Source organism: Chryseobacterium metallicongregator (assembly GCF_031324065.1).
Lineage (GTDB): Bacteria > Bacteroidota > Bacteroidia > Flavobacteriales > Weeksellaceae > Chryseobacterium > Chryseobacterium metallicongregator.
On the sequence record NZ_JAVIXS010000016.1, the window covers coordinates 150,046 to 175,031 of the forward strand.

Genomic DNA, 24,986 nt, shown 5'->3' on the forward strand with positions numbered 1-24,986 from the left:
CGAAGATTTTATCTGCGATAAAATTGAATGCTGTGTATTCTAAAAGCCTTTGGTGGGTACTTTTTTAAGTGTTAGGGTTATTTAGCAGTGATTGCCTTCAGAACTGTATTTTTTATTGCAGCTTCTTTGAAACTCCAGTATTCACGGTTTTCAGGCATCTGATTTTCGAGGATGATCAAAGTTGTATCTGTGGAAGGAAAGTAGGTGTTAAGACAGGTAAACCCATCACCAAGACCAGTCACGGCAAAATAATCCAGACCTGCTTCTTTGATAAACCTTACATTATACCCGAATCCCATGCTTTCTTTTCCAAATACGTCATGCTGAGAGCGGGTAGAAGGGGTCATCATCTGTTTTTGAAACTCCGGAGACAACAGTTTTCCTTTAAATAAGGCCTGATCCCACTTTGCGAGATCCTGTACGGTAGAAATGATTCCTGCAGCAGGAACGATATCCTCATTCAGAAAAGACTCTTTCACTTTTTTAAACTGATTGTTTTCATTCATATAACCGGGAACGGGAGATTGGTTATTTTTTTGGTTATAAACAAAAGTCTGATTCATTTTCAGTTTTTTAAAAAGAGAATTAGCCAGTTCAGTGAAACTTTTTCCTGTTGTATTTTTAAGAATTTCCCCAAGCATCATATAAGAGAGATTATCATATTTAAACTGAGAACCGGCTTTGAAAGCTGAAGATTTTTCCAGTTTGGTAATTCCGTGAGTATGGTTCAGGAGATGATGGATTGTTACTGTATCTGCCCAGGTTTGGGTAATAGCAGGAAGATATTTTTTGGTAGGAGTATGAAGATCCAGTTTTCCCTGTTCGGCAGCCTGTAGAACTAAAACAGCGGTTACCTGCTTAGAGTTTGACATGATTTCAAACTGATCATCTGCTTTCAAAGGAATCTTTTTTTCAAAATCCTTATAACCGTTGGATTTCAGATATTGTACTTTTCCTTTTTGTGCGACCAAAACAACGCCATTGAATTTTATTGGGCTGGTAGCAGTGATAATGCTGTCAATTTTATGGGCATATGTGGTTTTTTTCTGAGCCGAAGCGGTAAAAGATAGCAAGGTGAAAGATATACCGGTGAAAAATAATTGTGTTTTGGTCATTATTAATGTTTTTATAGCTGAAAATTGAGATGGAGAATGAAAACTACTCTCATTGAAATCATTTTGCAACTGAGCACTTCAAAAAGATTTGAGTTCCCAAATATATCTTTTTCTTTTGATTGTACAAGGAAGTATTTTCGTCAATTATTATGAGTATAAGCATAAACCTGTCAGATAAATATTATTATTTTTATCACAAGTTTTTGAATTATATAATATTATTTACAGTGCCCTCTCTTATGGAAAATATGAAGCGTAAAAATGAAGTTTCTTCTTTGAAAGAAAATAAAAAACATTTAATTAATTCTTCTGTAATGTACAGCCGATTTGTACTTATGGCTTTGATGATGTTCTGTTTTATGTATATCATTATGTACACGATGATAGACAACCCGAGAAATTTTATTTCAAATATTAATAATTTATACATGACTCTCATGATGGTTTCAGCCATGTTACTTATTGAATTATGGGTCATGCGAAAGAGGTATAGGAACAGAACGCTTAATTGGATCATTGTAAGTATTGGAGTGGTGACAAGTCTGTTTTCCTGGTTTGGAATCAGAGAACAGGTGAATGTGGATGACAGGCAGTTTGTAAAAAGTATGATTCCTCATCATGCAGCAGCCTTATTGATATCTGAAAAGGTACACCTCAGTGATCCACAGCTGATTATCCTTCAGAGAAACATTTTTAAAACCCAATCTGCAGAAATTAAGCTGATGAAAAGAAAACTCCGGGAGTTTGAAAGAAGGTAGAGTAGGAGACAGGAAATAACAAGAAGAGTATTCTACTGTTATTTTATTCAGGATATTTTAATAATTTAGTTCTTATGAAAATTAAAATTATCTGCCTTTTTGGACTTCTTTTCTCCATTATTTCCTGTAAAAAAAATAAAGAATATCCTAAATATGTTGAATTGGAATCGGGAAATGGAAGTTATTCACTTTATATAAAAGATGGAAATTTCGAATTTTTAAAAACAGAACATGTAAGCTATGATCAGATTGTAACAGCACCTTTTTCTGAAGGTAAATATAAGATAACAGGTGATGAACTGATTTTGAATAGTGATAAAGGGAAAAAATATATTTTCAAAATCGGGAATGACTCTGAACTGATCCCTGAAAAAGTGGATTCACTGAAAGACCTGAAAGGATTATATCCTGTTCAGATTCTTCATAACAATAAAATGCCGAAAGAAATGGGACGTCTGGATTCTTTGGGAAGAAAAAATGCGTTGTGGCTTTACTTTAATGAAAAAGGAAAGGTGGTTAACCAGAGGTTGTATAAAAATGGAGAGCTGGTAAAAGATCATTACAAGTCTGATATTGTTATAAAATAAATAATCAGCAAGAGACTTAGGAAATAAACAGTATTCAATTTTATCACAGATAAAATCTTTGCGCCTTATAGCAGCCTTTTTAATAGGATTTTGCGCCTTTGTGATTTTCCAATTATATCTTTCGTATTTGTGTTTTTTTGGAAAATCGCAAAGATGCAAAGCTTTTTTAATTCTCAGCACCTTACTTTAATCAATAAAAAGGCACCACTTAGAAGTAAATGATGCCTCGTCACTGAATATATTTGAATGTAAAATTGTTTCTGTTTATCTATTCATTCTGCTTGATTTGTGGGTTGTTATTAATCTCTTTATTAGGAATCTGAAACCTGAATTTATCAGGGGTCAGATTGAATCTTCCAAAAGTATGGTTCGTGCCCGTATATATTCTTTCCAAAGGAGTATTCAGCCTTTTCATATCAAACCAGGCGTAGCCTTCACCCCAGAGTTCTATTCTCTTTTGCAGGACAATTTCATTGATCAGCTCATTTCCTGACTTGGTAGATAATGTATAAGCCTGATCTCTTTTTGAAGTAATGTCAAATAAAACCTGTCTGGCCTCCGTCTCTCTTCCTTGTCTGGCAAGGGCTTCAGCCTGAATGTAATACAATGAGGATGCTCTGATGTAAATATAATCTCCCTCAAAAAGGGTAGGATCTTTAAATTTCCAGCTTACATACGGCGGATAATTTTTTGTTTTTCCATTAAAAGTATACGCTGCATTCTGGCTTCCATTGAAGACTTTCTTACGGTAATCCGATGCCGGAATGGCTTCATAAAGACGCTTATCGATCAGCTTACGGATCTGTGCAGCTCCTGCATAGCCTTCATTGGTATTATCAAACATGGAGAAGAAAGAAGCGTAATAATTTCCGATACTCATTGTGGAAATCGTATTATGAAAACCCCATATTACCTCAGGATTATTAATGTTGGAAAATCCGGTAGAGGTATAATCATCTTCGGTCATAAGGACAATTCCCTGTTTACCTTCCTGAGCGTATTGAGCTGCTTTGATATAATCTCCTGTTTCCAGAAACACTTCAGATGCAATAGCTTTAGCGGTTCTTTGGTCTATCTGGGCTCTGGAAGGACGGGCATACGTATCCAGAAGCGCAATAGATTCTTCAATATCTTTTTTGATTTGTGAATATACCTCAGCAACAGATGATCTCGGAAGCCCCTGGCTTGGATTAGCTGTTGTAAGAACCAATGGAAGTCCGGGCTCAGACTGGTGACCATTATAATCATTGGCATAAAAACGAACCAGGTAAAAATAGGAATAAGCTCTTAAAGCCAGAAGCTGTCCTGCAATTGCTCTGTTTTTTGCATTGGCATTTTTATCCAGACCATCAAGCAGCTTGTTGATCACAAATATTCTTGCATAAAAAGTAGTCCATACAATCTCAGAAGCAATATTACTGGCATTGGTGGCTTCATAATTATAAAACATACCCAGATGCTGGTTGGTAGACTGGATCACATCGTTTGACATCAGATCAGCACCTGCTTTTATTCCCATGATTCCGAAATCTGAATGAACGGTAGTACCGCCTGCACCATTGCTTCGAAGATCAAGATAGATTCCACCCAGGATTTTTTCCGGGCTGTTGGCATCGCTATTGAGCTGCTCCCCGGAAATATCTCCTTCCGGCAAAGTATTGAGATCATTAGCACAGCTGGTAGCCAAAAAACTTAGGGTTGCAGCTGTTATAAAGTATTTTATTGTGTTCATTCCTGTTCTTTTAAAAATTAAGTTTAAACCCTAAAGAGACACTGGACAGAAGAGAATAACGGTAAGCATCAGAAACTCCTGTCAGTGAAGCTCTTGGATCATATCCTTTTCTCTTTGACCATAGGTATAGATTGTTCCCCGTCACATAAATTTTCAGACCAGATAAACCTGCCTGTTGGGCAAAACCTTCAGGAAGCTGATAGGAAAGGGTTACATCCTGAAGACTGATATAATCCGATTTGATCAGATAAAGTGTTGAATTTCCGTTCTGGTTCGTAGCCGTAAGATCTACTCTTGGTAAGGCAGCCGTTGGATTTTCCGGAGTCCAGGTTTTATCCAGATCCGTTGAATAGTTAGACCCATAGCTGTCAGAATGGAATAAGCTTCTGTAAATATCATCATAACCATATCCACCGAACTGGTAAGCAAAATTCACTGCCAGATTGAATCTTTTATAGCTGAAATCTGTCCCAAATCCACCATATACCTTTGGAATGGCAGACTTTCCGGTGTTATAATCGGTGGCTTCCTTATAATTATTGGTTATTGTTCTTTCTTCCTTTTGAGTGATTGGATTGATGGTGGTACGATACCACAAAGCATCACCATTCTCAGGATTTACCCCTGCAAATTCTTTGAGGAAATACGTGTAACGGTCTCCACCTTCTGTCAGAATAAATAAACCTGAAACAAGTCCTGTATTTCTCTGCTCGGCCGGTAATCTTGTAATCTTGTTTTTGTAATGAGTGGCATTGGCGTAAAAACTCCACTGGAACTCATCACCGCGAAGGATATCAATATTGACATTCGCCTGAACACCTCTGTTCGTCATATCTCCGATATTTCCATACTTCACATAGGAGCCTGCATTGGATGGAGGAAGAGGAAGTGTGTAGATCATATCCGAAACTTTTCTTTCAAAATAATCAGCATTCAGATTGATTCTGTTTTTTAAAAGTGAAATTTCAAAACCGGCATTCAGATTTTTGGAGGTTTCCCATTTCAAATCTTTATTTCCTTGTTTTTTAAGAGATAGAACAGGTTTGTCATTCCCGAAATTATTGATTCCGTAGATATCCTGATAAGCATAGTAGTCTCTGGAAGAGCCGCTTAAAAGGATGTTGTCATTTCCCTGCTGGCCATAAGAAGCTTTTAATTTTAAAGAATTAATCACGCTGTTGTCCTTAAGAAAATCTTCTTTTGCGATATTCCATGCAAGACCTAATCCATAAAAATTTCCCCATCTGCTCTCAGGAGAAAATACAGAAGAACCGTCTCTACGAATGTTAGCATTGAAGAAATATTTACCATCATAATTATACAATAACCTTGTGAAATAGCCTTCTACAGCATATTCATAGCCGCTTCCTGATAATCCGGTAATTTTCACAGCATTATCAAAAGCTTGTGAGTCAGGTAATAAAAGCTGCTGTTTTGATCCTGAAAAGCCATCATCTTTTATTTTATTCAGTTCATGCCCTACAAGGAGATTGAAGCTGTGATTTCCCAGTTTTTTCTGGTAGGTAAGCAACTGTTGGTGGTTCAGTGTATATTTAAAGTTTGAACTTTGCGAAATAGTTCCTCCCACAGAAGAAGAAGTTCCTCCTTCCGTATTTCCGAACTGAAGGTTTCTTGTATTTTCGAGATAAGCACCAAAATTATAGGTAAAATCCAGCCCTTTGATGATTTCATAATTTAAACCAAGATTAAGATTGGTCACATTACTTACGATTTGTGATTTATTCTTCTGAAGGTTACCTACGGGATTTTCAAATACAGCATAAGATCTTGTAGCTCCGTTAGGCCCTTGTCCGTCTCCATAATCATATAAAGCATTTCCATAACTGTCATAAAGCCTCTGATAATTGTTGTCTCTCAGAAAAACAGGATAGAAAGGAGCAATATTTCGGGCAAACTGGAAAGGGTTGGAGAAACCTCCGGTCTCACCGAAATCCTGCTTGCTGTAAGTGTAGGATAAAGCACTGGTTAGTTTCAGTTTTGAAGTGATAGTGTAGTCTACATTAGATCTGATCCCGAATCTTTCAAACCCTGATGAAATCAAATATCCCTTGTCATCAAGATAGTTAAGAGAAGTGTAAGATTTTACCTGATCTCCATTAGCATTGATACCTACCGTAGCTTCTCGCCTTAAAGCAGGTCTGAAAAGCAGTTTTTTCCAATCGTCCTGATATAATAATTTTGCATCAGAATTAAAAGAACCATCCTTTGATATCAGCTGATTAAACGGAACATTATACACATTATACCCAAGTTTTGTCAATGCTGAAAGTCCCACATCGTGAGGAGAAGGGCCTGAAGGAACAGCTCCCGGTTGTTTCAGTCTTGCGATTTCACCAATTCTGGCTCGGTTATAATAAGCTGTATAATAATCCTGAGGAGAAGTATAAACCGAATAATCTTCAATAGATCTGAAATTAACCCCTGTTTTTACATCGGCCTCAATACTTACACCCTTACTTTTTCCTCTTTTGGTGTTCACAATAATAACTCCGTTGGCCCCTCTGGAACCATACAGAGCATTCGAAGAGGCATCTTCCAGAAAAGAAATACTTTCGATATCCGATGCCGCAATACTGTTCAGATTTCCGCTGTACGGAATACCATCCAGTACAATCAGAGGGTCGCTGGATGCGTTGATAGAGCCAATTCCTCTCATTCTGATGGTAGGCTGGGAACCCGGCTGCCCTGAGGAAATCACCTGTACTCCTGCCACTTTTCCTCCAATTCCCTGAAGAATATTTCCATTTTGAAGATTAGAAAGATCCTTAGCCTTCAGCGACTGTACAGATCCTGTAATTTCTTCTTTTTTCTGCTTTCCAAAAGCCACCACCACTACTTCTTTGATGGAGGTTTCCTTGGAAAGACTGTCTTTACTTTGTGCAAAACCATATTCCGCGAACAGCAGTAAGGCCAATACACCAAGCTTGCATTGTTTCTTTTTCATTATATTAATCTAGGTTTAAAACTGAATTGTGTATTACTGCTGATCTCTCCGTAAGAAATAATAATTCCCTACCTCCTTTTTCAGGGAGGATATAAAAACAGAAAATTAAATTTACAGGAGATGTACCCGGATGAAAGAAGCCTTGAATTCCTTGGCTTTAATTCCTACAGTAATGAATGTATCTCTTAAAAAGTTAGCACATCATCATCATGCACATTATATCAAAGCACATGTCTTGAGAAATGCAGTTGTGCTGTGAAAGGGTAGGCATTCCACAACAGTTTTGCTGTGCAGGAGTTGCCACCGTAATGGTGCATAGGTAAGAATTAAAGGTATTCTTATTCATGAGAATAAAGTTTATGATTTTTTTAACTGGGTCAAAATTATTTAATAATTGACAAACCGTGGTAAAAGAGAGGTATGAGAAAAATCATATTAACCTACTAATTTAGTAGACTAATAGTATTTTATAAAATGATATTAATTTATTTATTTGTAAATCAGTAATTTGTGTTTTTGTATAAAATGTTAAAAAATGATAAAAAAGTTGTAGTGGCAATCGTGAATTAAAATTAACACCATAAGTCTATTGATTTTGTAGACTTATTGTTTATTTTATAGCAGTACTAATCATAAGATCTGGCATCAGGAGCTTTATCCTGCTATCCGCTCATACTCCTCGCCCCTGGCTGAAACCACTTCCTGCTGTGGGGTAACCGCTGCTATCAGGGCTAGAATAGAATTATGAATTATGAATTATGAATTATGAATTGCGAATGAAAGAAATATACTCAAACATCAGTGTTTATCTGTGTAATCTGTGGGAAAAATTTAGCCAAAACCAAAAAAAGAAGCCTGCCTTTTGGCAGACTCCTATAAAAACAAGATTGAAAAGAATTTATTGTTTGGTAATATCCGGAACCTCCAAAGGTGTCTGGTCCCAACCGCCGCCTAGTGCTCTGTATACAGCAACACTTGCTTTAAGTTGGTTCACTTTCTTTTCCACCAGCTCAAACCTTGATTCCAGTGCGTCACGTTGGGTCAGTAAAACCTCCATATAATCAGCACGGGCATATTTGAACAGATCATTAGAAATATCAATCGACTTGGTTAAAGCATTCACTTCCTTCGTTTTGATATTCACACTGCTTTCCAGATTATGAATTTTAGACAATTGATTAGCTACCTCAATATAAGCTCCCAGAACAGTCTGCTCATAATGATATACCGCCTGAATCTGTTTCGCACTGGCATTATTATAAGCCGCTTTAATCGCTCTTCGGTTGATCAGTGGAGCTGTAAGTTCTCCCGCAAGAGAGAACAGGAACGACTGAGGTTTGATGATATATAAAGGATTAAATGCCTGGAGTCCAACTCCGGCAGAAAGATCAAGAGAAGGGTAGAACCTTGCTTTGGCTACTTTAATGTCAAGCTTGGCCGCAGCCAGTTCATATTCAGCCTGTTTAATATCCGGACGGTTTTCTAAAAGTTCGGAAGGAATTCCTCCATACACGGCTTGCGGAACAACAGAATCGAACGAATTCTGACTTCTTTCCACAGATTGCGGAAATCTTCCCACCAGATAATTGATCTTATTCTCAGTTTCAACAATCTTCTGTTGGATATCATACTGCATTCCCTGAGTTTTCAGAACCTGGGCTTCAAATCTCTGTACAGCCAGTTCATTGGATCGGGCATTCTTCTTTAAATCTTTGATAATCTCCAGCGCATCATTCTGAATTTTGATATTCTGGTTCAAAATAACCAGCTCATTATCCAGTGCCAACAGTTCATAATAAGAATCAGCAATCTCAGAAATCAGATGAGTTGTCATGAAGTTCTTTCCTTCAATGCTCGCAAGATACCTTTGTACCTGTGCTTTTGTAGCATTATGAAGTTTTCCCCAGATATCGGTTTCCCACTGTGCCTGGGCACCAATTCCAAAGTCAAATAAAGGTTCCGGCATTTCTCTGCCGGGTTCTATTTCGGTATTGGCTTCCATCGCTCCGATATTGGTGTACCGGCTTACTTTGTCTACGCCAGCTCCGGCTTTTAAACCTACAGAAGGAAGATATTCACCTTTCTTGGCTTTGATTTCGTTTTTAGACATTTCAATTTCCTGAAGGACAATATTCAGTTCCTGATTATTCTGAAGAGCCTGACTAATCAGCTCCTGAAGATGAGGATCACTGAAATATTCATTCCACTTCATTTTTCCCGTATTGATAGTGTCATTTTCTGCTGAACCGTATTTCTCAGGAACGGTTTTATTTTCAGCACGTTGTTCTATTTCGATAGGTTTACAGGCAGTAAGACTTAATAAGAAGACTGCCAGACCTGCATATTGATATATTTTTCTTTTATTCATAATGGATCATGTCTTCGCTTAATGGAGATTCATCTTCGTCTTTGATCATTTTTTTACCATCAGACCATTTGGCAAATATGTAGTAGAGCCCCGGAATTACAATCACTCCGAATAGCGTTCCTATCAGCATTCCTCCCAGTGAAGACGCTCCAATGGTGTGGTTTCCGATCGCTCCGGCACCTCTTGCAAAAACAAGCGGAACCAATCCTGCAATAAAGGCAAAAGAGGTCATCAGAATCGGTCTGAAACGGGCTTTGGAGCCTTCTACAGCCGCTTCAAGAATAGAATCTCCGGCCTGACGTCTTTTCACTGCAAATTCTACAATAAGTACTGCATTTTTACCCAGTAATCCGATAATCATAATCAATCCTACCTGTGCATAAATATCATTTTCCAGTCCCATCGCTTTTAATAATAAGAAAGACCCGAAAACTCCCACCGGAAGTGAACAAAGTACGGCAAACGGAATCAGGAAACTTTCATACTGAGCTGCCAGAACCAGATAAACAAATATCAAAACAACAAGGAATACGTAGATCGCTTCATTACCACGTTGTGCCTCATCGTAAGACAATCCTTCCCAGGCTACTTTGTATCCGTGAGGAAGTGTTTTAGCTGCCGTTTCATTGATGGCCTGAATGGCATCCGCTGTTGTATATCCAGAAGCCGGAAGTCCACGGATTGCCGCAGAATTGTACATGTTGTAACGGGTGATTTCGTTAGGTCCCTGTGTCTTTTTCATCGTCATAAATGCTGAATAAGGAACCATTTCATCACGGTCATTTTTTACATATAGATTCATAATATCCGTAGGAAGCCTTCTGAATTCCGGAGACGATTGTACATATACTTTAAAGAACTGTCCGAAACGGATAAAGCCCTGTTCATAGGTACTACCGATCAGAATGTTGAGGTTGTCCATCGCTTTTCCGATAGAAACTCCTTTCTGCATCGCTGCATTATTATCAAATACCAGTTCATACTGAGGATAATTGGCTGCAAAGAAGGTAAATACTCCTGAAAGTTCCTTACGTTTTTTAAGCTGGGCAATGAAATCTTTATTGGCTTTATCAAATTCCTGATAATCAGTCGTTCTGTTCAGATCCAGAAGTCTCATAGAGAAACCTCCCGAAGATCCGAATCCTGGTACAGCGGGTGGTTCGAAGAATTCAATGGTAGCTCCAAGATCTTTTGATTTTTCTTCCAGCTCTTCCATGATTTCCTTTACAGAATGATCACGGTCATTCCAGCTTTTAAGGTTGATCAGACAGGTTCCTGCATTTGATCCACGTCCTTCCGTCATGATTTCGTATCCTGCCAGGGATGATACAGATTCCACACCGTCTACACCCATACAGATTTTCTGCAACGTTCTGGAAACTTTATTCGTTTGTTCCAGCGTAGAACCCGGAGGAGTCTGGATAATGGCATAGATGGTTCCCTGGTCTTCGTTTGGGATAAATCCGCCCGGAAGTACTTTATTAATCATCACAATTCCGGCACAGAAAGCAATCAGGATTCCCCATGTGACTACCTTTCGGCTTACGATTTTTCTAAGGAATGAAGCGTATTTTCCTGTTATTTTATCAAATCCGCTATTAAAAGAGTCTAAAGCTTTGGTGAAAATATTGACTTTCTTAGGCTTTCCATGATGGTTTTTCAATAACATTGCAGCCAAGACCGGAGTCAGTGTAAGCGCTACTACCGCTGAAATCACAATAGAACTTGCCATGGTAATAGAAAACTGACGGTAGAAAGTTCCCACCGGACCAGTCATAAATGAAATAGGAATGAAAACGGCTACCATCACGGCTGTAATGGCAATAATAGCGCCTGCAATTTCACCCATTACTTCTTTTACGGCTTTGTAAGGCGAAATATTACTGTCTTCCATTTTGGCGTGAACGGCTTCTATCACTACAATCGCGTTATCAACCACAATACCGATTGCCAATACCAGTGCGAAAAGGGTAACAAGATTAATGGTTAATCCGAAAAACTGAATGACAAAGAAAGTTCCGATCAAAGAAACCGGCACGGCAATAATAGGAATCAACGTAGAACGCCAGTCGCCAAGGAAAATGAAAACCACGATGGCTACAAGGATAAATGCATCTCTCAAGGTGTGCATTACCTGCTCAATGGAAGCATCCAGGAATTGGGATACGTCATAACTGATTTTATAATCAACTCCCGGAGGAAAGTTTCCTTTCATTTCTGCCAGTTTCGCTTTCACATCTCTGATCACATCATTGGCATTACTTCCATAGTTTTGTTTTAAAACGATAGAAGCGGAAGGATGTCCGTCAAGATTGGAATAAATATCAAAGAACTCACTTCCAAGCTCTACTTTGGCAATATCTTTCAGCTTTACATTTTCTCCTTCCGCATTGGAACGGACAATGATGTTTTCATATTCTTCCGGCTTGTTGTACTGTCCTTTATAAGTCAATACATATTCCAGAGACTGTGCTGCAATACCGGAACTCTGTCCGATTCTTCCCGGACGGCCAATGATACTTTGCTCACCAATAGCCTTCATCACCTCATCTACAGAAATAGAATACGCACGCATACGGTCAGGATTCAGCCATATACGCATGGCATATCTACGGCTACCCAGAATCTGAGACTTTGCAATCCCGTGGATACGGTTGATTTCCGGGATGATATTCACCATAGAGTAGTTGTACAGGAATTTTTCATCCATACTTTTATTCGTACTGTAAAGATTCACGTACATCAGCATACTCGGCTGAATCGGGTTTACCACAACTCCTTCTTTCTGTACAAGTTCGGGTAATAAAGGCATTACCTGATCCACTCTGGTTTTTACCAGAACTACCGCTTCATTGGGATCGGTTCCGGGATCAAAGACAACGTTTACCGTAGCTTCTCCGGCACTGGTGGCATCGGTAGTGATGTAACGCATTCCCTGAACTCCATTAATGGCATTTTCAATCGTAATCAAAGATGATTTTACCAATACATCTGCACTCGCTCCCGGATAAGCAATAGAAACAGCTACTGTGGTAGGGGCAATTTTAGGAAACTGTTCTGTAGGAAGCTGCTTCATGGCAATCCCTCCCATAAACAGGATCACAACCGATATCACAATGGCGAAAACCGGTCGGTGTATTACTTTTTTAAACATAATGCTGCTTTTGGTTACTCGGCGTACAGATCCAGGTTCGACATTACTTTCTCCGGCTTTTGGTACTTTGAACTGATCTTTTGGTTTTCCTGTACCATTCTAAGCCCCTCAAGAAGAATTCTTTCATCCTTTCCAAGCCCTGAAGCCACTACATAAATGTGAGGTAATTCGGCAGCAACTTTTATTTCTCTTGCATGTACTTTGCCGTCTTTACCAATCACATAGACATATTTCTTTTCCAGCTCTTCAAAAGTGGCTTTCTGCGGAATCATCATCGCATTGGCATAAGGTGAAGTAATGACAATATTTCCCGTTTCACCGTATCTCAATAGTCCTTTTGGATTCGGGAAAGTAGCTCTGTAAGCGATATTTCCTGTTTCATTGTCAAAATCAGATTCAATGGTTTGTACAATGCCATCTTGCGTAAACTCTTTGCCATTGGCCATTCTCAGACGTACATGCAATGGATTGTCATCTTTTTTCGCATCCATCTGATTAAGATATTCAGCTTCTGGTACATTGAAGTATACCCACATTTTGCTGTTGTCTGAAAGCTCCGTTACAAGCTCTCCTTCATCTACAAGGCTTCCTTTTCTTACGTGTAATTTTCCTACAATTCCGGTAAAGGGAGCACGGATTTCTGTGAATCTCAAATGAGTATTCATTGAAGAAAGCTCAGCCTGGGCTTTTTCATATCTTGCTTTAGCCATAGCCATTTCCTGAGGAGCAACGATATTTTTGTCAGAAAGATTTTTGGTATTCTGATATTCAATTTCTGCGTATTTGGTTTCCGCTTTGGCACGGTTTACATCAGATTCGTAAAGATTAGGCATGATTTTGAACATCAGTTGCCCTTTCTGTACAAACTGCCCTTCATCTACATAAATAGACTGGATGTATCCTTTTTCCTGGGCACGAAGCTCAATATGATTAATAGAACGGATTTGCGCAACATAATCTTTGTTGACTAAAGTATCTTTTATTAGCGGGCTTGTAACGTTGAATGACGCTGCTTCTGTTTTTTCCTTTTTTTCAGATTGACAGCCTACAAACAAGAAAATAAGGCACAAGTTGATATACATGAGACTTTTCTTGACCATGATAAATTTTGTTTTTATAATAATTTATAATTGAAAAAATAGAGTTACCTGCTCTCAAATTAGGATTTGAAAGCATATAAGGTTTTCGAAAAAATTACTATAAAATCACAGTCGGATGACCCTGTACTGGATGTACAGATCATCATGTAAGGTCTTTAAATGTTCTGATTGAGAAAGTGAAACAGCAATTTGTCTGTTGTGAAATGTAGTGACAAAGCCTGAAATAAGATGCCAGAAGCCATCTTTGAAAAGAGCAATAAGTTCTGTAGAACCTGATGACTCTACATTGTCGTCATTTTCATTATCATTTTCAGAAAGGTTTGCTCTGATTTTGTTGTAACGGGGATGGCTGACATTGTAAGCATCATTGGCTTCATGATTTTTAAGAAAGGCAAAAGATTCTTTGAAGCTTTTTTTCTGATGAACAAGAAGATCAGTGGTAAAATGAAGATCAGAAGAGATATCTGTTGAAATATACTGCTGAATTTGCCCATAGTACCATCCTAAAACGGTAAGCAACGCAAATAACAAACTGTACAAATATTGATAAAATCTTTTCCGCATCCCAGAGGCAAAGGTAGGTAAACTTCAAAATAAGTACAACCATTAAAGATTAAAAAAGTGTTAAAAAGTGTTCTGTTTACCGAAAAAATACATCTATTCATCAAGTTTCCTTTTTTGGCTAAGAAGAAGATAGATTCGGTGAAGTCTTCTTTACAGGTATTTCAGAATTTTGTTCTAACAAAAAATTATAGAAATGAATATTGTTTTAACAGGTTCCATCGGGAACATCGGAAAACCTCTTACAGAAGAGCTTGTAGAGAAAGGACACTCGGTAACAGTGATAAGCAGTACTATAGAAAGAATGTCAGCTATAGAAGCATTGGGAGCAAAAGCGGCGATAGGCAGTATGTTTGATTCTGATTTTCTCACGGATGTATTTACAGGGGCAGATATTGTTTATTTAATGGAAACCATGGAAGCAGCAGGAGATTTTTTTGATAAAGATGTTGATTTTATTGGAAAGATCTGCGAAATTGGCCACCATTACAAAACAGCTGTGGAGCGCTCGGGAGTGAAGAAAATTATCCATCTCAGCAGTATTGGAGCTCACACGGATAAAGGGACGGGGATTATCGTGTTTCATCATCATGTAGAACAGATTCTGAAGCAGCTTCCGGATGAAGTTGCCATCAAATTTATTCGTCCGGTAGGCATTTATTTCAATATGTTTTCATTCATCAATACGATTAAAAACAAAGGCTTTATTATTTCCAATTGGGGAGGAGATCAGAAAGAACCGTGGGTTTCTCCATTGGATATTGCGGCTGTTATTGCAGAAGAAACTGAAAAACCATTTGATGGTAGAATGGTACGATATGTAGCAAGTGATGAGGTTTCTCCTAATGAAATTGCGAAAGTCTTGGGGAATTCAATCGGCAAGCCGGATCTTCAGTGGAAGGTGATCTCAGACCAGGAATTATTGAAAAACTGGCTTGATATCGGCTTTAATGAGCAGGTGGCTAGAGGTTTTGTAGAAACTCAGGCTGCTCAGGGAAGCGGGATTCTGTATGAAGATTATGATCAGCATCAGCCTGTTTTTGGAAAAGTAAAACTGGCCGACTTTGCAAAAGAATTTGCTGAGGTCTATCAAAATGATGAAGTGTAAATAGTGAACCACAAAAGTCACAAAAGTTTTTAAGCATTTTAGTAAGACGAAGAGCATATTCTTACGCTGAAAAGTACACTTAAGAATAAAATAACGCACTGCTTTAACCACAAGCATCTGTGAAAATCTGTGCAATCTGTGGGAAAAATAAACCACAAAAGTCACAAAAGAAATAAATATTTAATTAAAATAAAGAGAAAATTTTGACGTAGAGAAGTCCAAATAAGTTTTGAAAATAATAGTATTAACGTAAATGTTTGTGAAAATCTGTGCAATCTGCGGGAAAAATAAACCACAAAAGTCACAAAAGAAGTAAATATTTAATTAAAATAAAGAGAAAATTTTGACGCAGAGAAGTCCAAATAAGTTTTGAAAATAATAGTATTAACGTAAAAATTTGTGAAAATCTGTGCAATCTGTGGGAAAAATAAACTACAAAAGTCACAAAAGAAATAAATATTTAATTAAAATAAAGAGAAAATTTTGACGTAGAGAAGTCCAAATAAGTTTTGAAAATAATAGTATTAACGTAAATATTTGTGAAAATCTGTGTCATCTGTGCGAAAAAACTCTACAACAACAGTTTACTGCAAAAACAATTTGTAATTTTATAGATATGGAAAGACGGGCTATCAAAAGAATAAAAACCATTACGGAATTTCACCGTTCAAGAGGATTGCCTCCTCCTGAACATCCTTTGATCAGTGTGATTGATTATAAAGAGGTAAAGCGGCCTGCTGACATCGGTGAGTTCAACTGGATGCTGGATTTTTACCAGATTTCTTTAAAAATAGGAATGAATGGAAAGCTGAAGTATGGCCAGCAGGAATATGATTTTGATGAAGGAACGCTGTTTTTTATTTCCCCAAACCAGATTTTCAGAATAGAAGCAGATCTTAATGTGCAGGAAAACCAATCTGGCTGGATGCTGTTGATTCACCCAGATTTTCTATGGCATACTTCACTGGCGAAGATCATAAAGCAGTATGATTTTTTTGATTATTCAGTGAACGAAGCTTTATTCCTTTCAAAAAAAGAAGAAATTACCATCAATGGAATTATAGAAAACATTCAGCAGGAATACCATTCGGTGATTGATAAATTCAGCCAGAATATTATCATTTCCCATATTGAAACCTTACTCAATTATTCCGAAAGATTCTACGAAAGGCAGTTTATCACCAGAAAAACAACCAACCATACCATTCTGAATCGTTTAGAAGTTATGCTGGATGATTATTTCAATGATAATGATCTTGTATCAAAAAGATTACCTACCGTACAGTTTGTTGCAGATCATCTTGGAATTTCTCCCAATTATTTAAGTCGTATGTTAAGAACGCTTACTGGCCAGAGTACCCAGCAGTTTATTCATGATAAACTGATTGAAAAAGCGAAAGAAAAACTTTCTACCACAGATTTATCAGTAAGTGAGATTGCCTATGAACTGGGTTTTGAACATCCACAATCTTTTACCAAATTGTTTAAAAATAAAACCCGTCTTTCTCCATTGGAGTTCAGAACTTCTTTTCAGTAAAGAATTCGAAAATGTTGTCTTTTTTTCTCATTATTAAATGTTGTCCTTAAAAATGTTCTGTCATAATTTACCTACTTCAGAACCTGTAAGTGAGGCCGATCAGAAAACAATTAAAGCATAATAATTACTTGAGGGATATTAATAAAATTAATCTTATTTTTGAATTAGCTTTATTTTGCACAATTTTTGCTATAACAAGCTACTTTTATTTTATCAGTTAAAACATAACTGATAGTACAACCCCTCCAATATTTATTATGATGAAAAAATACCTTATTTATATATTACTTTTTGGAGCACCCTTATTTTGGGGGCAAGGTAAAGTGACTGAAAAAACTGTATACCAACAGAACCTGACGTTATCAGAGACAGAAAATGCAGCAATGGCATTTGATGCTGATATAAAATTGTCCGATGAAGAAATCACTTTGGATAAAAACCTATTTCAGCTTCGCAAACAGTTTCTCAGTGATTCGGAAGCCAAGAAAATATCTTTATATAACAGCTCTTTTAATGAATTAAAACCCTTAATAGAAAGTAGCAAGCTGTTTGAAATTCTTCAGACCATGCCAAAAGGAGGTTTACTGCATACCCACAGCGGTGGAATTACAGATGTAAAATGGATTATTTCGGCTGCCAGAAAATACCAGGAATGCTATGTTTTTGATCAGAAAGATAATGATCAGTACATTTTTGGGCAGCTGGCTTTTTTTGAAAAAGGAAAAGTTCCGCAAGGATTTGTAAGTCTGGATAAAAAGCTGGCCTCAACCACTGGTTTTGAAAAAGAACTGCAGGATCTTCTTACATTGAAACGAGACAATCTTTGCTCTTACACAGATTATTGGATTGAATTTGAAAAACGTTTTAAGCGGATCAGTCTGCTGCTTCCGTACCGTCCTTTCTTTAAGGCATATTATCTGAAAGGATTTCAGGATCTTATAAAAGATAAAGTACAGCACGTAGAAATCAGATATATCTTTGATGAACTTTATGATTTTCAGCATGGAAAATATGCTTTGAAAACTTCCATTACGGATCTGCAGGATATTCTTAAAGAAGTACAGAAATCAGATCCGCAGTTCACCCTGAAACTGATCTATTCAAGCTTTAAATTCTTAGATAATGAAAGTATTGAAAAGCAGCTGGAAACGGCATTTGAAATGAAGAAAGAATTTCCTGATATGATCTCAGGTTTTGATCTTGTGGCAGATGAAGCTGCCGGGCATAATATCAGTTTTTTTGAGAAAAGCTGGGCCAAAATGAGCGGACTTCATAAAAAGTACGGAGTGGAACTGCCTCTTTTCCTTCATGCCGGAGAAAGCAATTCTATCCTGAATAAAAATATTCTGGATGTAGCGCTGCTGAACAATAAAAGAATTGGCCACGGACTGAACCTTATCTATTTTCCAAAAACGATGGAACAGATCAAAAAACAAAATAAACTGGTGGAAGTAAGCCCGATCAGTAATCAGGTTTTAGGATATGTAAGTGATTTAAGAAACCATCCTGCAAGGGTTTTATTGAGCAACGGAGTACAATGTTCTATCAGCAGTGATGATCCGTCTGTGTACGGATACACAGGTCTGAGTTATGATTTCTGGGTTACACAAGTGTATTGGGAACTGGATGTGAAAGCATTGAAAAAACTGGTTTTCAATTCCATTAATTATTCTTCTATGAATAATGGTGAGAAAAAGAAAGCACTCACTTACCTGAACCAGCAATGGGATGATTTTGTTCAGAAAACAAATCAGAAATTAAACTAATCGGAATCATCCTGATAAAAATAAAATCGCATTATTGAGCTCAATAATGCGATTTGTCTTTTAATAGAAACATTCAGATAAATAGCTATTACTTTTTAAACTTTAATCTGGACAATTCCTTTTTTACAGAAGAACCCAGCTTTGATGGACTTACTTGAGTCAGAACCAAAGATTCACAACCATTGAAAATGACAAAACGTTTTATGGTTTCTACGAAAGGCTTAAGCCATAAATTAAGGTCAATAGTAGTGTTTTCAATATGTAAATGAATCAGTTCCAGTTTTTTTTCTTTTCTGTGGGCTTTACAGTCAACCCTTCCGATAAACTGATCTCCAAACAGAATAGGCAGGCAGAAATAACCATATTGTCTTTTTTCCTTTGGAGTATAGCATTCCAGACGAAAATCAAAATCAAAAATCTGTTTGATCCGCTCTCGATGAATAATGGAATTATCAAACGGAGAAAGCAGCCATACACTGGAACTAGCCTGATCAAAAGTTCTTTCCAGTATTTCATTTTGTACAAAAGCAGAAGGTCCTCCTTCAATAGCCACTTTTGAGATTGTACCTTCTTCAAGCATCATCTGTAAAACCTTATTGACATTCGTCTTTACATCATTTCCCTTCCTGAGGTGAGTGATTTGTTTTAATGTTGTAAATCCATACGCTCTCAGATTGGTTCTTACCAGATATTCTGCAAACTCAAATGGAGTAGGTTCTGTAGTATTCGTAGAAGATGGCAAAACTCTTTCAGCTAGATCATATGTTTTCTGCATTCCGGAACGTCCGCTGATCATCAGGTCTCCCTGCATGAAAAGTCTTTCAAGAGCTAGTTTGGCAGGTTTCCAATTCCACCAGCTTCCTGTTTTATGGCTTTCATTCTCAAAATCTCTTGCTCTTTTAGGTCCTTCATTGCGGATGGTGTCTGTCACATATTCCATTACTTTGGGATCAGCATTATAATAACGGGATTCCCCTCTTTTAATCATCAGCATTTGAGGCAAAACATACCGGAAATCTTTCATGGGAAGATAGGACGCAGCATGAAACCAATACTCAAATACTTGACGTTGTTCCACCAATTCTTCCAGATCATTTGCCTGAAAATCGGGAATTCTTGTCCAAAGTGTGTGATGATGGGCCCGCTCCACCATAGATAATGTATCAATCTGAATATATCCGAGATGTTCCAAAGCATTCAGAGCTGCAGCTTTTCCAATCCCGAATGGAGTATCCTGTGTTAATCCCTGACTTTCTAATGTTAGAAGTTTTAAGTGTTCTTGCTTCAGTCTTTTTTCCATATTTTAATTTGAAGAAAACAAGTGTTATGATGTTTTTTCAAATATAATGATTTGCTACAAAATGGATCATTTGTGTAGTGGTATGATGAAATATTTCTTCTCTAAAAAAGTTTGAAAATAAATAGTTCCGAAAAGTTCTATGACAAAAACTCCGGCAAATATCGAAGATATTTGCCGGAGTTTTTGTTAATTTTTTTCAGAAAAACTAAACTGACAATACAATCTTCCCAAACAGAGGCTTTTCTCGTTTCGAGTCCTCTATTCTTTGATGGGCTTTTTGAATATTTTCAAGTGAGTATATACTGTCTATCACAGGTTTCACTTTTCCGGTTTCAATTAATTCAGTGATATGATGCAGTTCATCCCTGCTTTGTCGGGTAAAAACAAAATGATATGTTGCATTTTTTTCCCAGGCATTGATAAGGTTTTGAGGTTTTGGAATATCCACCAGTGTTACCACGGAACCATAATCCGCTAAAGCAAGTGGACTGTCTGAAAGTGTTGCTCCTCCTACGGTATCAATAATCACATTCACACCTTTTCCTTTAGTGTAGATTTGTATTTTTTCAATCCAGTTTTCCTTATGGTGATCAATTACAACATCTGCTCCAAGCTTTTTTAATTTCTTATGCAGAATGCTTTGTCCGGTAGTGTAAACAAAAGCCCCTAATGCCTTCGAGACTTGTATGGCAAGAGTCCCTACGCCACCTGCACCACCAAGGATTAGAATACTGTCTCCCTTTTTTAATTGTGCTCTTACCATCAGCATTTCCCAAACTGTTCCTCCGATAAGCGGAATTGCAGCAGCCTTTTCATAGCTGATGTTATCTGGCATTCTTGATAGTGAAGATTCATCGGTAAGATGATATTCTGTATAACTTCCGGAGCCGCCAAAACGGGGAGAATAATACACCTTATCACCAGTTTTCCAGTTTTTTACAGCTTCACCCACAGCAATAATATCTCCGGCAACATCATGGCCGGTTATAACAGGCAAATCAAAAAGAGCAGCATAATCACCGCGTCTTATCTGAAAATCAAGAGGATTTATAGAAGTTGCCCTTACTTTTACTAGTACTTGAGAAGGATCTGCGATAGAAGGAATAGATGTTTCTGCAAGTTGTAAAACTTCAGGTCCGCCATAGTTTTTAATGACAATTGTCTTCATAATAAAATGTTTCGCTTATTTCTTAAAATTGATTCAATAGTGATAGATACTATCGAGGTAATGTCCCCATAAATTCAAAGATTTCAGCACCTATTTCTTCAGCATGGGTTTCCAGGGCAAAGTGTCCCGTGTCATAAAATTTTAATTTGGCTTCCGGCAGATCTTTTTTATAAGCTTCAGCTCCTGCAGGAAGGAAATAGGGATCTTTGTTTCCCCATACCAGTAATAATTTGGGCTGATACTTTCTGAAATATTCATGAAACTTTGGATATAAAGCCACATTGGTTCTGTAATCTTTGACCAGATCCAGCTGGATTTCTATATTACCTGGTCTGTCAAGGAATTTCTGATCTAGAGTATAAGCTTCCGGTGCTATTAAAGAAAGATCAGATACACCATGCTGGTACTGAAACAGAGTTACTTCTTTAGAAACGAAGCCTTTTAATGCAAGGCGGTTGGCTTCTGTTGTATCCTGCCAGTATTTTTGGATCGGATTCCATTCATTGCTTAATCCTTCTTCATAGGCATTTCCGTTTTGTGAAACGATCCCTGTGATTTTTTCAGGATTGTTCATGGCAAGACGCAAACCTACCGGAGCACCATAATCAAAAATGTAAATCGCAAAACGTTTCATATTCAGCTTTTCTACAAATGTCTGTACCGTTCCTGCAAGATTGTCGAAGGTATAAGAGAACTCCTTATGATCCGGAGCATCAGAATAGCCAAATCCCGGCAGATCCGGAGCTATGACATGGTATTTTTTGCTTAAAATCGGGATCAGATTTCTGAACATATGAGATGAGGTAGGATATCCGTGCAGAAGAAGTATCGTTGGAGCATTGGCCGGACCTGCTTCTCTGTAAAACAGATTTAAATCATTTACTTTGATGTTGCGGTAGTGAACAGGGTGATTTTCCATAATGTGATTATTTACATGTAATTTTTGATTGGTTTGTGCTAATGTCATATTGCCTGCGAACAGGACAAATGATACACCTGCAATGAATTGCCTTGAAATTATTTTCATTTATTTTTTTTGATAGTCCAAAATTAATACGGATATTTGATTATTAAAAACGATTAATTGTAATAAGTTAAATCACTAATAATGATTAATTAAGATGAACATTAATGATTTAAAAATATTTGAAGCGGTAGCTGAAACAGGAAGCTTTACAAAGGCAGCTTCTGTGATGTTTACGGTTCAGTCGAACGTTACGGCAAGAATAAAAAGCCTTGAGGATGAGTTTGATACCAAGCTCTTCTCCCGGACATCCAGAAGGGTAGAGCTTACTTCTGAAGGAATGATCCTGATGCAGTATTCAAAACAGATCCGGCATTTGGTGGAAGAAGCAAAAAATAATATCCAGAGTGGTGATAATATCAGAGGATGTTTGAAAATAGGTTGTATAGAAACAACAATGGCGCTGAAAGTTCCGGAAATCCTCAATACTTTTGATGAAAATTATCCTGATATTGAGCTTGAGTTCAAATCAGATACCAGAGATTCAGTGCTGTCTGATGTTCTGAATTACAACCTGGATGCTGCCTTTGTTTCTGCTCCTGTGAATGTCAAAGGACTGGAAAAAATCTGCATTAAGGAAGAGCAGCTTGTAATTCTTACTTCTTCAAAAGGCCCGAATCTGCAGACATTGATTGAGAAAGAACCATTGAAAATAGTGGTCTTTGATGAAGGATGTATTTTCAGAGAAAGATTAGAATCCTGGTTAAGCCACAAAGGAATTCTTAACTACAAAAGTACAGTTCTGAATTCTATTGAAGGAGTCATTAACTTTGTGGAAGCAGGGTTGGGAGTCAGCATATTGCCGGAAGAAGTGGTCACTAAATATTATGCCGGAAGAGGAATTAAAACCTATGGACTGAATAAGCAGCTGGGAACAATGAATACCATTCTTGTTTTTAGAAAAGACGGACCACAGTCGAAAGCTTTACAGTGTTTTATTGATATGCATTTAGAAGTATAAATTATAAAGGCTATGGCAAAAGCTACTGAGACACTTGATGAGTTTTACAGGAATAAATACGGAGCATTATCAGGAGATTTTCCCCAAAATGACGGACAGTTTAATGTCTTTAGAATTGAAGACAGAATAAGCACCCATACTTCCTAAGAATGTCATTTTTTACCAAATGGTAAATACACCCAAAAGACAATTGCTAACTTTGTTATCATGAAAGAGTTTATAGAATATATTCTGCAGTTTGGTCATTTGAACCAACAGCAAATAGATCTTATCACGAGCAAAGCAAAAGAGATTGAGCTGAGCAAGGAGGAATATTTTGCAGAAGCAGGAAAAGTCCTCAGGCAGGTAGGTTTTATTCTTGACGGGATCATTCGTATCTGCTATTATAACAACAAAGGGGAAGAAATTACCAAGATCTTTATTGAAGAAAAACATTTGCTCTTCAATCTGAAAAATGTACCTTCCACAGAATATATTCAGGCCGCAACAGACTGTACATTGCTGGTATTTTCTAATCAGGATTGGAAAGAAATTTCAGATACCATTATCGACTGGGAAAATATTATTCAAAAAGTGACGAATAAAGCCCTTGCCCAAAAGCTGGAAAGGATAAGTCCGTTAGTATCACAGGATGCTACCACGCGCTATCTGGAATTTATGGAAAAATATCCCACATTGGTCAATCGTATCCCTTTATCTTATATTGCCTCTTATCTGGGAATTACTCAGCAGTCATTAAGCAGAATCAGGAAAAATATCCGGTAATATGCTTTTTACCAAATGGTAAACAGGTTCTTTTTTTATCGGTGCACCTTTGCTGTGTCAATATAAAAGAATAAAAAATGAACCCAACAATTTTCATTACAGGCGCTTCATCAGGATTAGGAAAAGCCGCCGCTAAACTGTTTGCATCAAAAGGCTGGATTGTAATTGCCACCATGAGGCATCCCGAAAAAGAAACTGAACTTACAGAATGGTCTAACATTCGTCTCCTGAAATTAGATATCAACGATCCGAAACAGATTTCCGGAATTGCTTCAGAAGCAGAAAAAATAAGTCCGGTGGATGTAGTCCTGAATAATGCTGCTTACGGACTTATGGGACCTTTTGAAGGAATTTCAGATGAACAGCTTGCCCGTCAGATCAATACCAATTTTTTAGGAACTCTATTGGTGACAAAGGCATTTCTTCCTTATTTAAGAGCTAGAAAAAACGGAACAATTATTACGGTAACTTCATCTACTGCCAATATTCCTTACCCGTTTGTTTCCGTATATGCTGCCACAAAATCTGCATTGGAGAAATGGACAGAAGGAATGCGCTACGAACTGAAAGATTGGGATATTAAGATTAAAACAGTAGTTCCTGCTTACATGCAGACTGATTTTGGAAGCAATGCACAAATGGTTTCCCATCCCGATTATCAGCATATTTTTAATCAATATATAGCAGCCATGAGAGCGGATTCATCTGCAAAACGGGATGCTCCTGAAACCATTGCTGATATTGTTTACGAAGCCGCTACAGACAATAGAGAGCAGCTTCATTATATTGCTGGTGAACTGGCAACCTCTGAATATGAATGGCTGAGAAAAGAAGGAATAGAAACGATAATTAATCAGATGAATGAACGCTTTTTTGGTTAATATGCATTCGCAATTATTGTAGTGTAAATTTTTAGGTGGTATCTATCATTTTTGCTGTTTCAAAGTTGAATGGATAATGGGCAGTTAAAAATGGATGTTTTTTATATTACTTCCTTACAGAGAATAGTTTATGGCC

General features: G+C 37.4%; 20 protein-coding genes. 9 read left to right on the top strand and 11 right to left on the bottom strand.

All coding sequences use genetic code 11. The annotated features are described in order from the left end of the window. Positions 1-77: 77 nt before the first annotated feature. Positions 78-1,115, bottom strand: a complete 1,038-nt coding sequence (locus REB14_RS17295) for a serine hydrolase domain-containing protein (protein ID WP_309522817.1) — start codon at positions 1,113-1,115, stop codon at positions 78-80. A gap of 248 nt (positions 1,116-1,363) precedes the next feature. Between REB14_RS17295 and REB14_RS17300 the strand changes: the two genes are divergently transcribed. Next, positions 1,364-1,873: a DUF305 domain-containing protein gene (locus tag REB14_RS17300; protein ID WP_238594267.1), complete on the top strand. Its 510-nt coding sequence runs from the start codon at positions 1,364-1,366 to the stop codon at positions 1,871-1,873. 74 nt (positions 1,874-1,947) lie between these two features. Next, entirely contained in the window at positions 1,948-2,460 is a 513-nt protein-coding gene (locus REB14_RS17305; protein WP_079242370.1) for a hypothetical protein, read from the top strand. A gap of 268 nt (positions 2,461-2,728) precedes the next feature. Here REB14_RS17305 and REB14_RS17310 read toward each other — a convergent pair whose 3' ends face one another. The 7 genes from REB14_RS17310 to REB14_RS17340 all read right to left on the bottom strand — a co-directional run bounded on the left by REB14_RS17310 (position 2,729) and on the right by REB14_RS17340 (position 14,319). Beyond that, a complete protein-coding gene (locus REB14_RS17310; protein WP_309522818.1) occupies positions 2,729-4,192 on the bottom strand; it encodes a RagB/SusD family nutrient uptake outer membrane protein in 1,464 nt (487 codons plus the stop codon). A gap of 10 nt (positions 4,193-4,202) precedes the next feature. Further along, the gene (locus REB14_RS17315; RefSeq protein ID WP_079242368.1) at positions 4,203-7,157 is read right to left on the bottom strand and encodes a SusC/RagA family TonB-linked outer membrane protein; all 2,955 of its coding nucleotides are present in this window, start codon (positions 7,155-7,157) and stop codon (positions 4,203-4,205) included. 193 nt (positions 7,158-7,350) lie between these two features. Next, positions 7,351-7,503, bottom strand: a complete 153-nt coding sequence (locus REB14_RS17320) for a hypothetical protein (RefSeq protein ID WP_309522819.1) — start codon at positions 7,501-7,503, stop codon at positions 7,351-7,353. Between the two features lie 552 nt (positions 7,504-8,055). Continuing rightward, entirely contained in the window at positions 8,056-9,525 is a 1,470-nt protein-coding gene (locus tag REB14_RS17325; protein WP_079242367.1) for a TolC family protein, read from the bottom strand. Beyond that, a complete protein-coding gene (locus tag REB14_RS17330) occupies positions 9,518-12,679 on the bottom strand; it encodes an efflux RND transporter permease subunit (protein WP_309522820.1) in 3,162 nt (1,053 codons plus the stop codon). Before REB14_RS17330 ends, REB14_RS17325 begins: the two co-directional genes overlap by 8 nt. 14 nt (positions 12,680-12,693) lie before the next feature. Beyond that, a complete protein-coding gene (locus tag REB14_RS17335) occupies positions 12,694-13,779 on the bottom strand; it encodes an efflux RND transporter periplasmic adaptor subunit (protein WP_079242365.1) in 1,086 nt (361 codons plus the stop codon). A 105-nt stretch (positions 13,780-13,884) separates the two neighbouring features. After that, complete coding sequence (locus REB14_RS17340; protein ID WP_309522821.1) at positions 13,885-14,319, bottom strand: hypothetical protein; 435 nt, start codon at positions 14,317-14,319, stop codon at positions 13,885-13,887. A 217-nt stretch (positions 14,320-14,536) separates the two neighbouring features. Here REB14_RS17340 and REB14_RS17345 point away from each other — a divergent pair, with 217 nt between their 5' ends. From REB14_RS17345 to REB14_RS17355, 3 genes are all read left to right on the top strand, one after another. Then, entirely contained in the window at positions 14,537-15,448 is a 912-nt protein-coding gene (locus REB14_RS17345; protein ID WP_309522822.1) for an SDR family oxidoreductase, read from the top strand. A 616-nt stretch (positions 15,449-16,064) separates the two neighbouring features. Further along, positions 16,065-16,985 (top strand): AraC family transcriptional regulator, encoded by a 921-nt coding sequence (locus tag REB14_RS17350; RefSeq protein ID WP_309522823.1) that lies wholly within the window; start codon positions 16,065-16,067, stop codon positions 16,983-16,985. 257 nt (positions 16,986-17,242) lie between these two features. Next, complete coding sequence (locus REB14_RS17355) at positions 17,243-18,751, top strand: amidohydrolase family protein (protein WP_309522824.1); 1,509 nt, start codon at positions 17,243-17,245, stop codon at positions 18,749-18,751. A gap of 88 nt (positions 18,752-18,839) precedes the next feature. On the opposite strand, the gene REB14_RS17360 is transcribed toward REB14_RS17355, so the two are convergent. The 3 genes from REB14_RS17360 to REB14_RS17370 all read right to left on the bottom strand — a co-directional run bounded on the left by REB14_RS17360 (position 18,840) and on the right by REB14_RS17370 (position 22,246). Next, a complete protein-coding gene (locus tag REB14_RS17360; protein WP_309522825.1) occupies positions 18,840-20,051 on the bottom strand; it encodes a winged helix-turn-helix domain-containing protein in 1,212 nt (403 codons plus the stop codon). A gap of 205 nt (positions 20,052-20,256) precedes the next feature. Beyond that, the gene (locus tag REB14_RS17365; RefSeq protein WP_309522826.1) at positions 20,257-21,219 is read right to left on the bottom strand and encodes a zinc-binding dehydrogenase; all 963 of its coding nucleotides are present in this window, start codon (positions 21,217-21,219) and stop codon (positions 20,257-20,259) included. A gap of 49 nt (positions 21,220-21,268) precedes the next feature. After that, entirely contained in the window at positions 21,269-22,246 is a 978-nt protein-coding gene (locus REB14_RS17370) for an alpha/beta fold hydrolase (protein WP_202971499.1), read from the bottom strand. 94 nt (positions 22,247-22,340) lie between these two features. On the opposite strand from REB14_RS17370, the gene REB14_RS17375 reads away from it, so the two are divergent. The 4 genes from REB14_RS17375 (at position 22,341) to REB14_RS17390 (ending at position 24,850) form a co-directional block, all read left to right on the top strand. Continuing rightward, positions 22,341-23,204, top strand: a complete 864-nt coding sequence (locus REB14_RS17375) for a LysR family transcriptional regulator (RefSeq protein WP_079242358.1) — start codon at positions 22,341-22,343, stop codon at positions 23,202-23,204. A gap of 12 nt (positions 23,205-23,216) precedes the next feature. Further along, the gene (locus REB14_RS17380) at positions 23,217-23,351 is read left to right on the top strand and encodes a hypothetical protein (RefSeq protein WP_309522827.1); all 135 of its coding nucleotides are present in this window, start codon (positions 23,217-23,219) and stop codon (positions 23,349-23,351) included. A gap of 60 nt (positions 23,352-23,411) precedes the next feature. Beyond that, positions 23,412-23,969: a Crp/Fnr family transcriptional regulator gene (locus tag REB14_RS17385; RefSeq protein WP_079242357.1), complete on the top strand. Its 558-nt coding sequence runs from the start codon at positions 23,412-23,414 to the stop codon at positions 23,967-23,969. A 77-nt stretch (positions 23,970-24,046) separates the two neighbouring features. Next, entirely contained in the window at positions 24,047-24,850 is an 804-nt protein-coding gene (locus REB14_RS17390; RefSeq protein WP_079242356.1) for an SDR family oxidoreductase, read from the top strand. Positions 24,851-24,986: the final 136 nt, after the last annotated feature.

Coding starts and splice junctions, on each gene's coding strand:
- REB14_RS17295 (WP_309522817.1), bottom strand. CDS start 1,115: ATGACCAAAACACAATTATTTTTCACCGGTATATCTTTCACCTTGCTA.
- REB14_RS17300 (WP_238594267.1), top strand. CDS start 1,364: ATGAAGCGTAAAAATGAAGTTTCTTCTTTGAAAGAAAATAAAAAACAT.
- REB14_RS17305 (WP_079242370.1), top strand. CDS start 1,948: ATGAAAATTAAAATTATCTGCCTTTTTGGACTTCTTTTCTCCATTATT.
- REB14_RS17310 (WP_309522818.1), bottom strand. CDS start 4,192: ATGAACACAATAAAATACTTTATAACAGCTGCAACCCTAAGTTTTTTG.
- REB14_RS17315 (WP_079242368.1), bottom strand. CDS start 7,157: ATGAAAAAGAAACAATGCAAGCTTGGTGTATTGGCCTTACTGCTGTTC.
- REB14_RS17320 (WP_309522819.1), bottom strand. CDS start 7,503: ATGAATAAGAATACCTTTAATTCTTACCTATGCACCATTACGGTGGCA.
- REB14_RS17325 (WP_079242367.1), bottom strand. CDS start 9,525: ATGAATAAAAGAAAAATATATCAATATGCAGGTCTGGCAGTCTTCTTA.
- REB14_RS17330 (WP_309522820.1), bottom strand. CDS start 12,679: ATGTTTAAAAAAGTAATACACCGACCGGTTTTCGCCATTGTGATATCG.
- REB14_RS17335 (WP_079242365.1), bottom strand. CDS start 13,779: ATGGTCAAGAAAAGTCTCATGTATATCAACTTGTGCCTTATTTTCTTG.
- REB14_RS17345 (WP_309522822.1), top strand. CDS start 14,537: ATGAATATTGTTTTAACAGGTTCCATCGGGAACATCGGAAAACCTCTT.
- REB14_RS17350 (WP_309522823.1), top strand. CDS start 16,065: ATGGAAAGACGGGCTATCAAAAGAATAAAAACCATTACGGAATTTCAC.
- REB14_RS17355 (WP_309522824.1), top strand. CDS start 17,243: ATGATGAAAAAATACCTTATTTATATATTACTTTTTGGAGCACCCTTA.
- REB14_RS17360 (WP_309522825.1), bottom strand. CDS start 20,051: ATGGAAAAAAGACTGAAGCAAGAACACTTAAAACTTCTAACATTAGAA.
- REB14_RS17365 (WP_309522826.1), bottom strand. CDS start 21,219: ATGAAGACAATTGTCATTAAAAACTATGGCGGACCTGAAGTTTTACAA.
- REB14_RS17370 (WP_202971499.1), bottom strand. CDS start 22,246: ATGAAAATAATTTCAAGGCAATTCATTGCAGGTGTATCATTTGTCCTG.
- REB14_RS17375 (WP_079242358.1), top strand. CDS start 22,341: ATGAACATTAATGATTTAAAAATATTTGAAGCGGTAGCTGAAACAGGA.
- REB14_RS17380 (WP_309522827.1), top strand. CDS start 23,217: ATGGCAAAAGCTACTGAGACACTTGATGAGTTTTACAGGAATAAATAC.
- REB14_RS17385 (WP_079242357.1), top strand. CDS start 23,412: ATGAAAGAGTTTATAGAATATATTCTGCAGTTTGGTCATTTGAACCAA.
- REB14_RS17390 (WP_079242356.1), top strand. CDS start 24,047: ATGAACCCAACAATTTTCATTACAGGCGCTTCATCAGGATTAGGAAAA.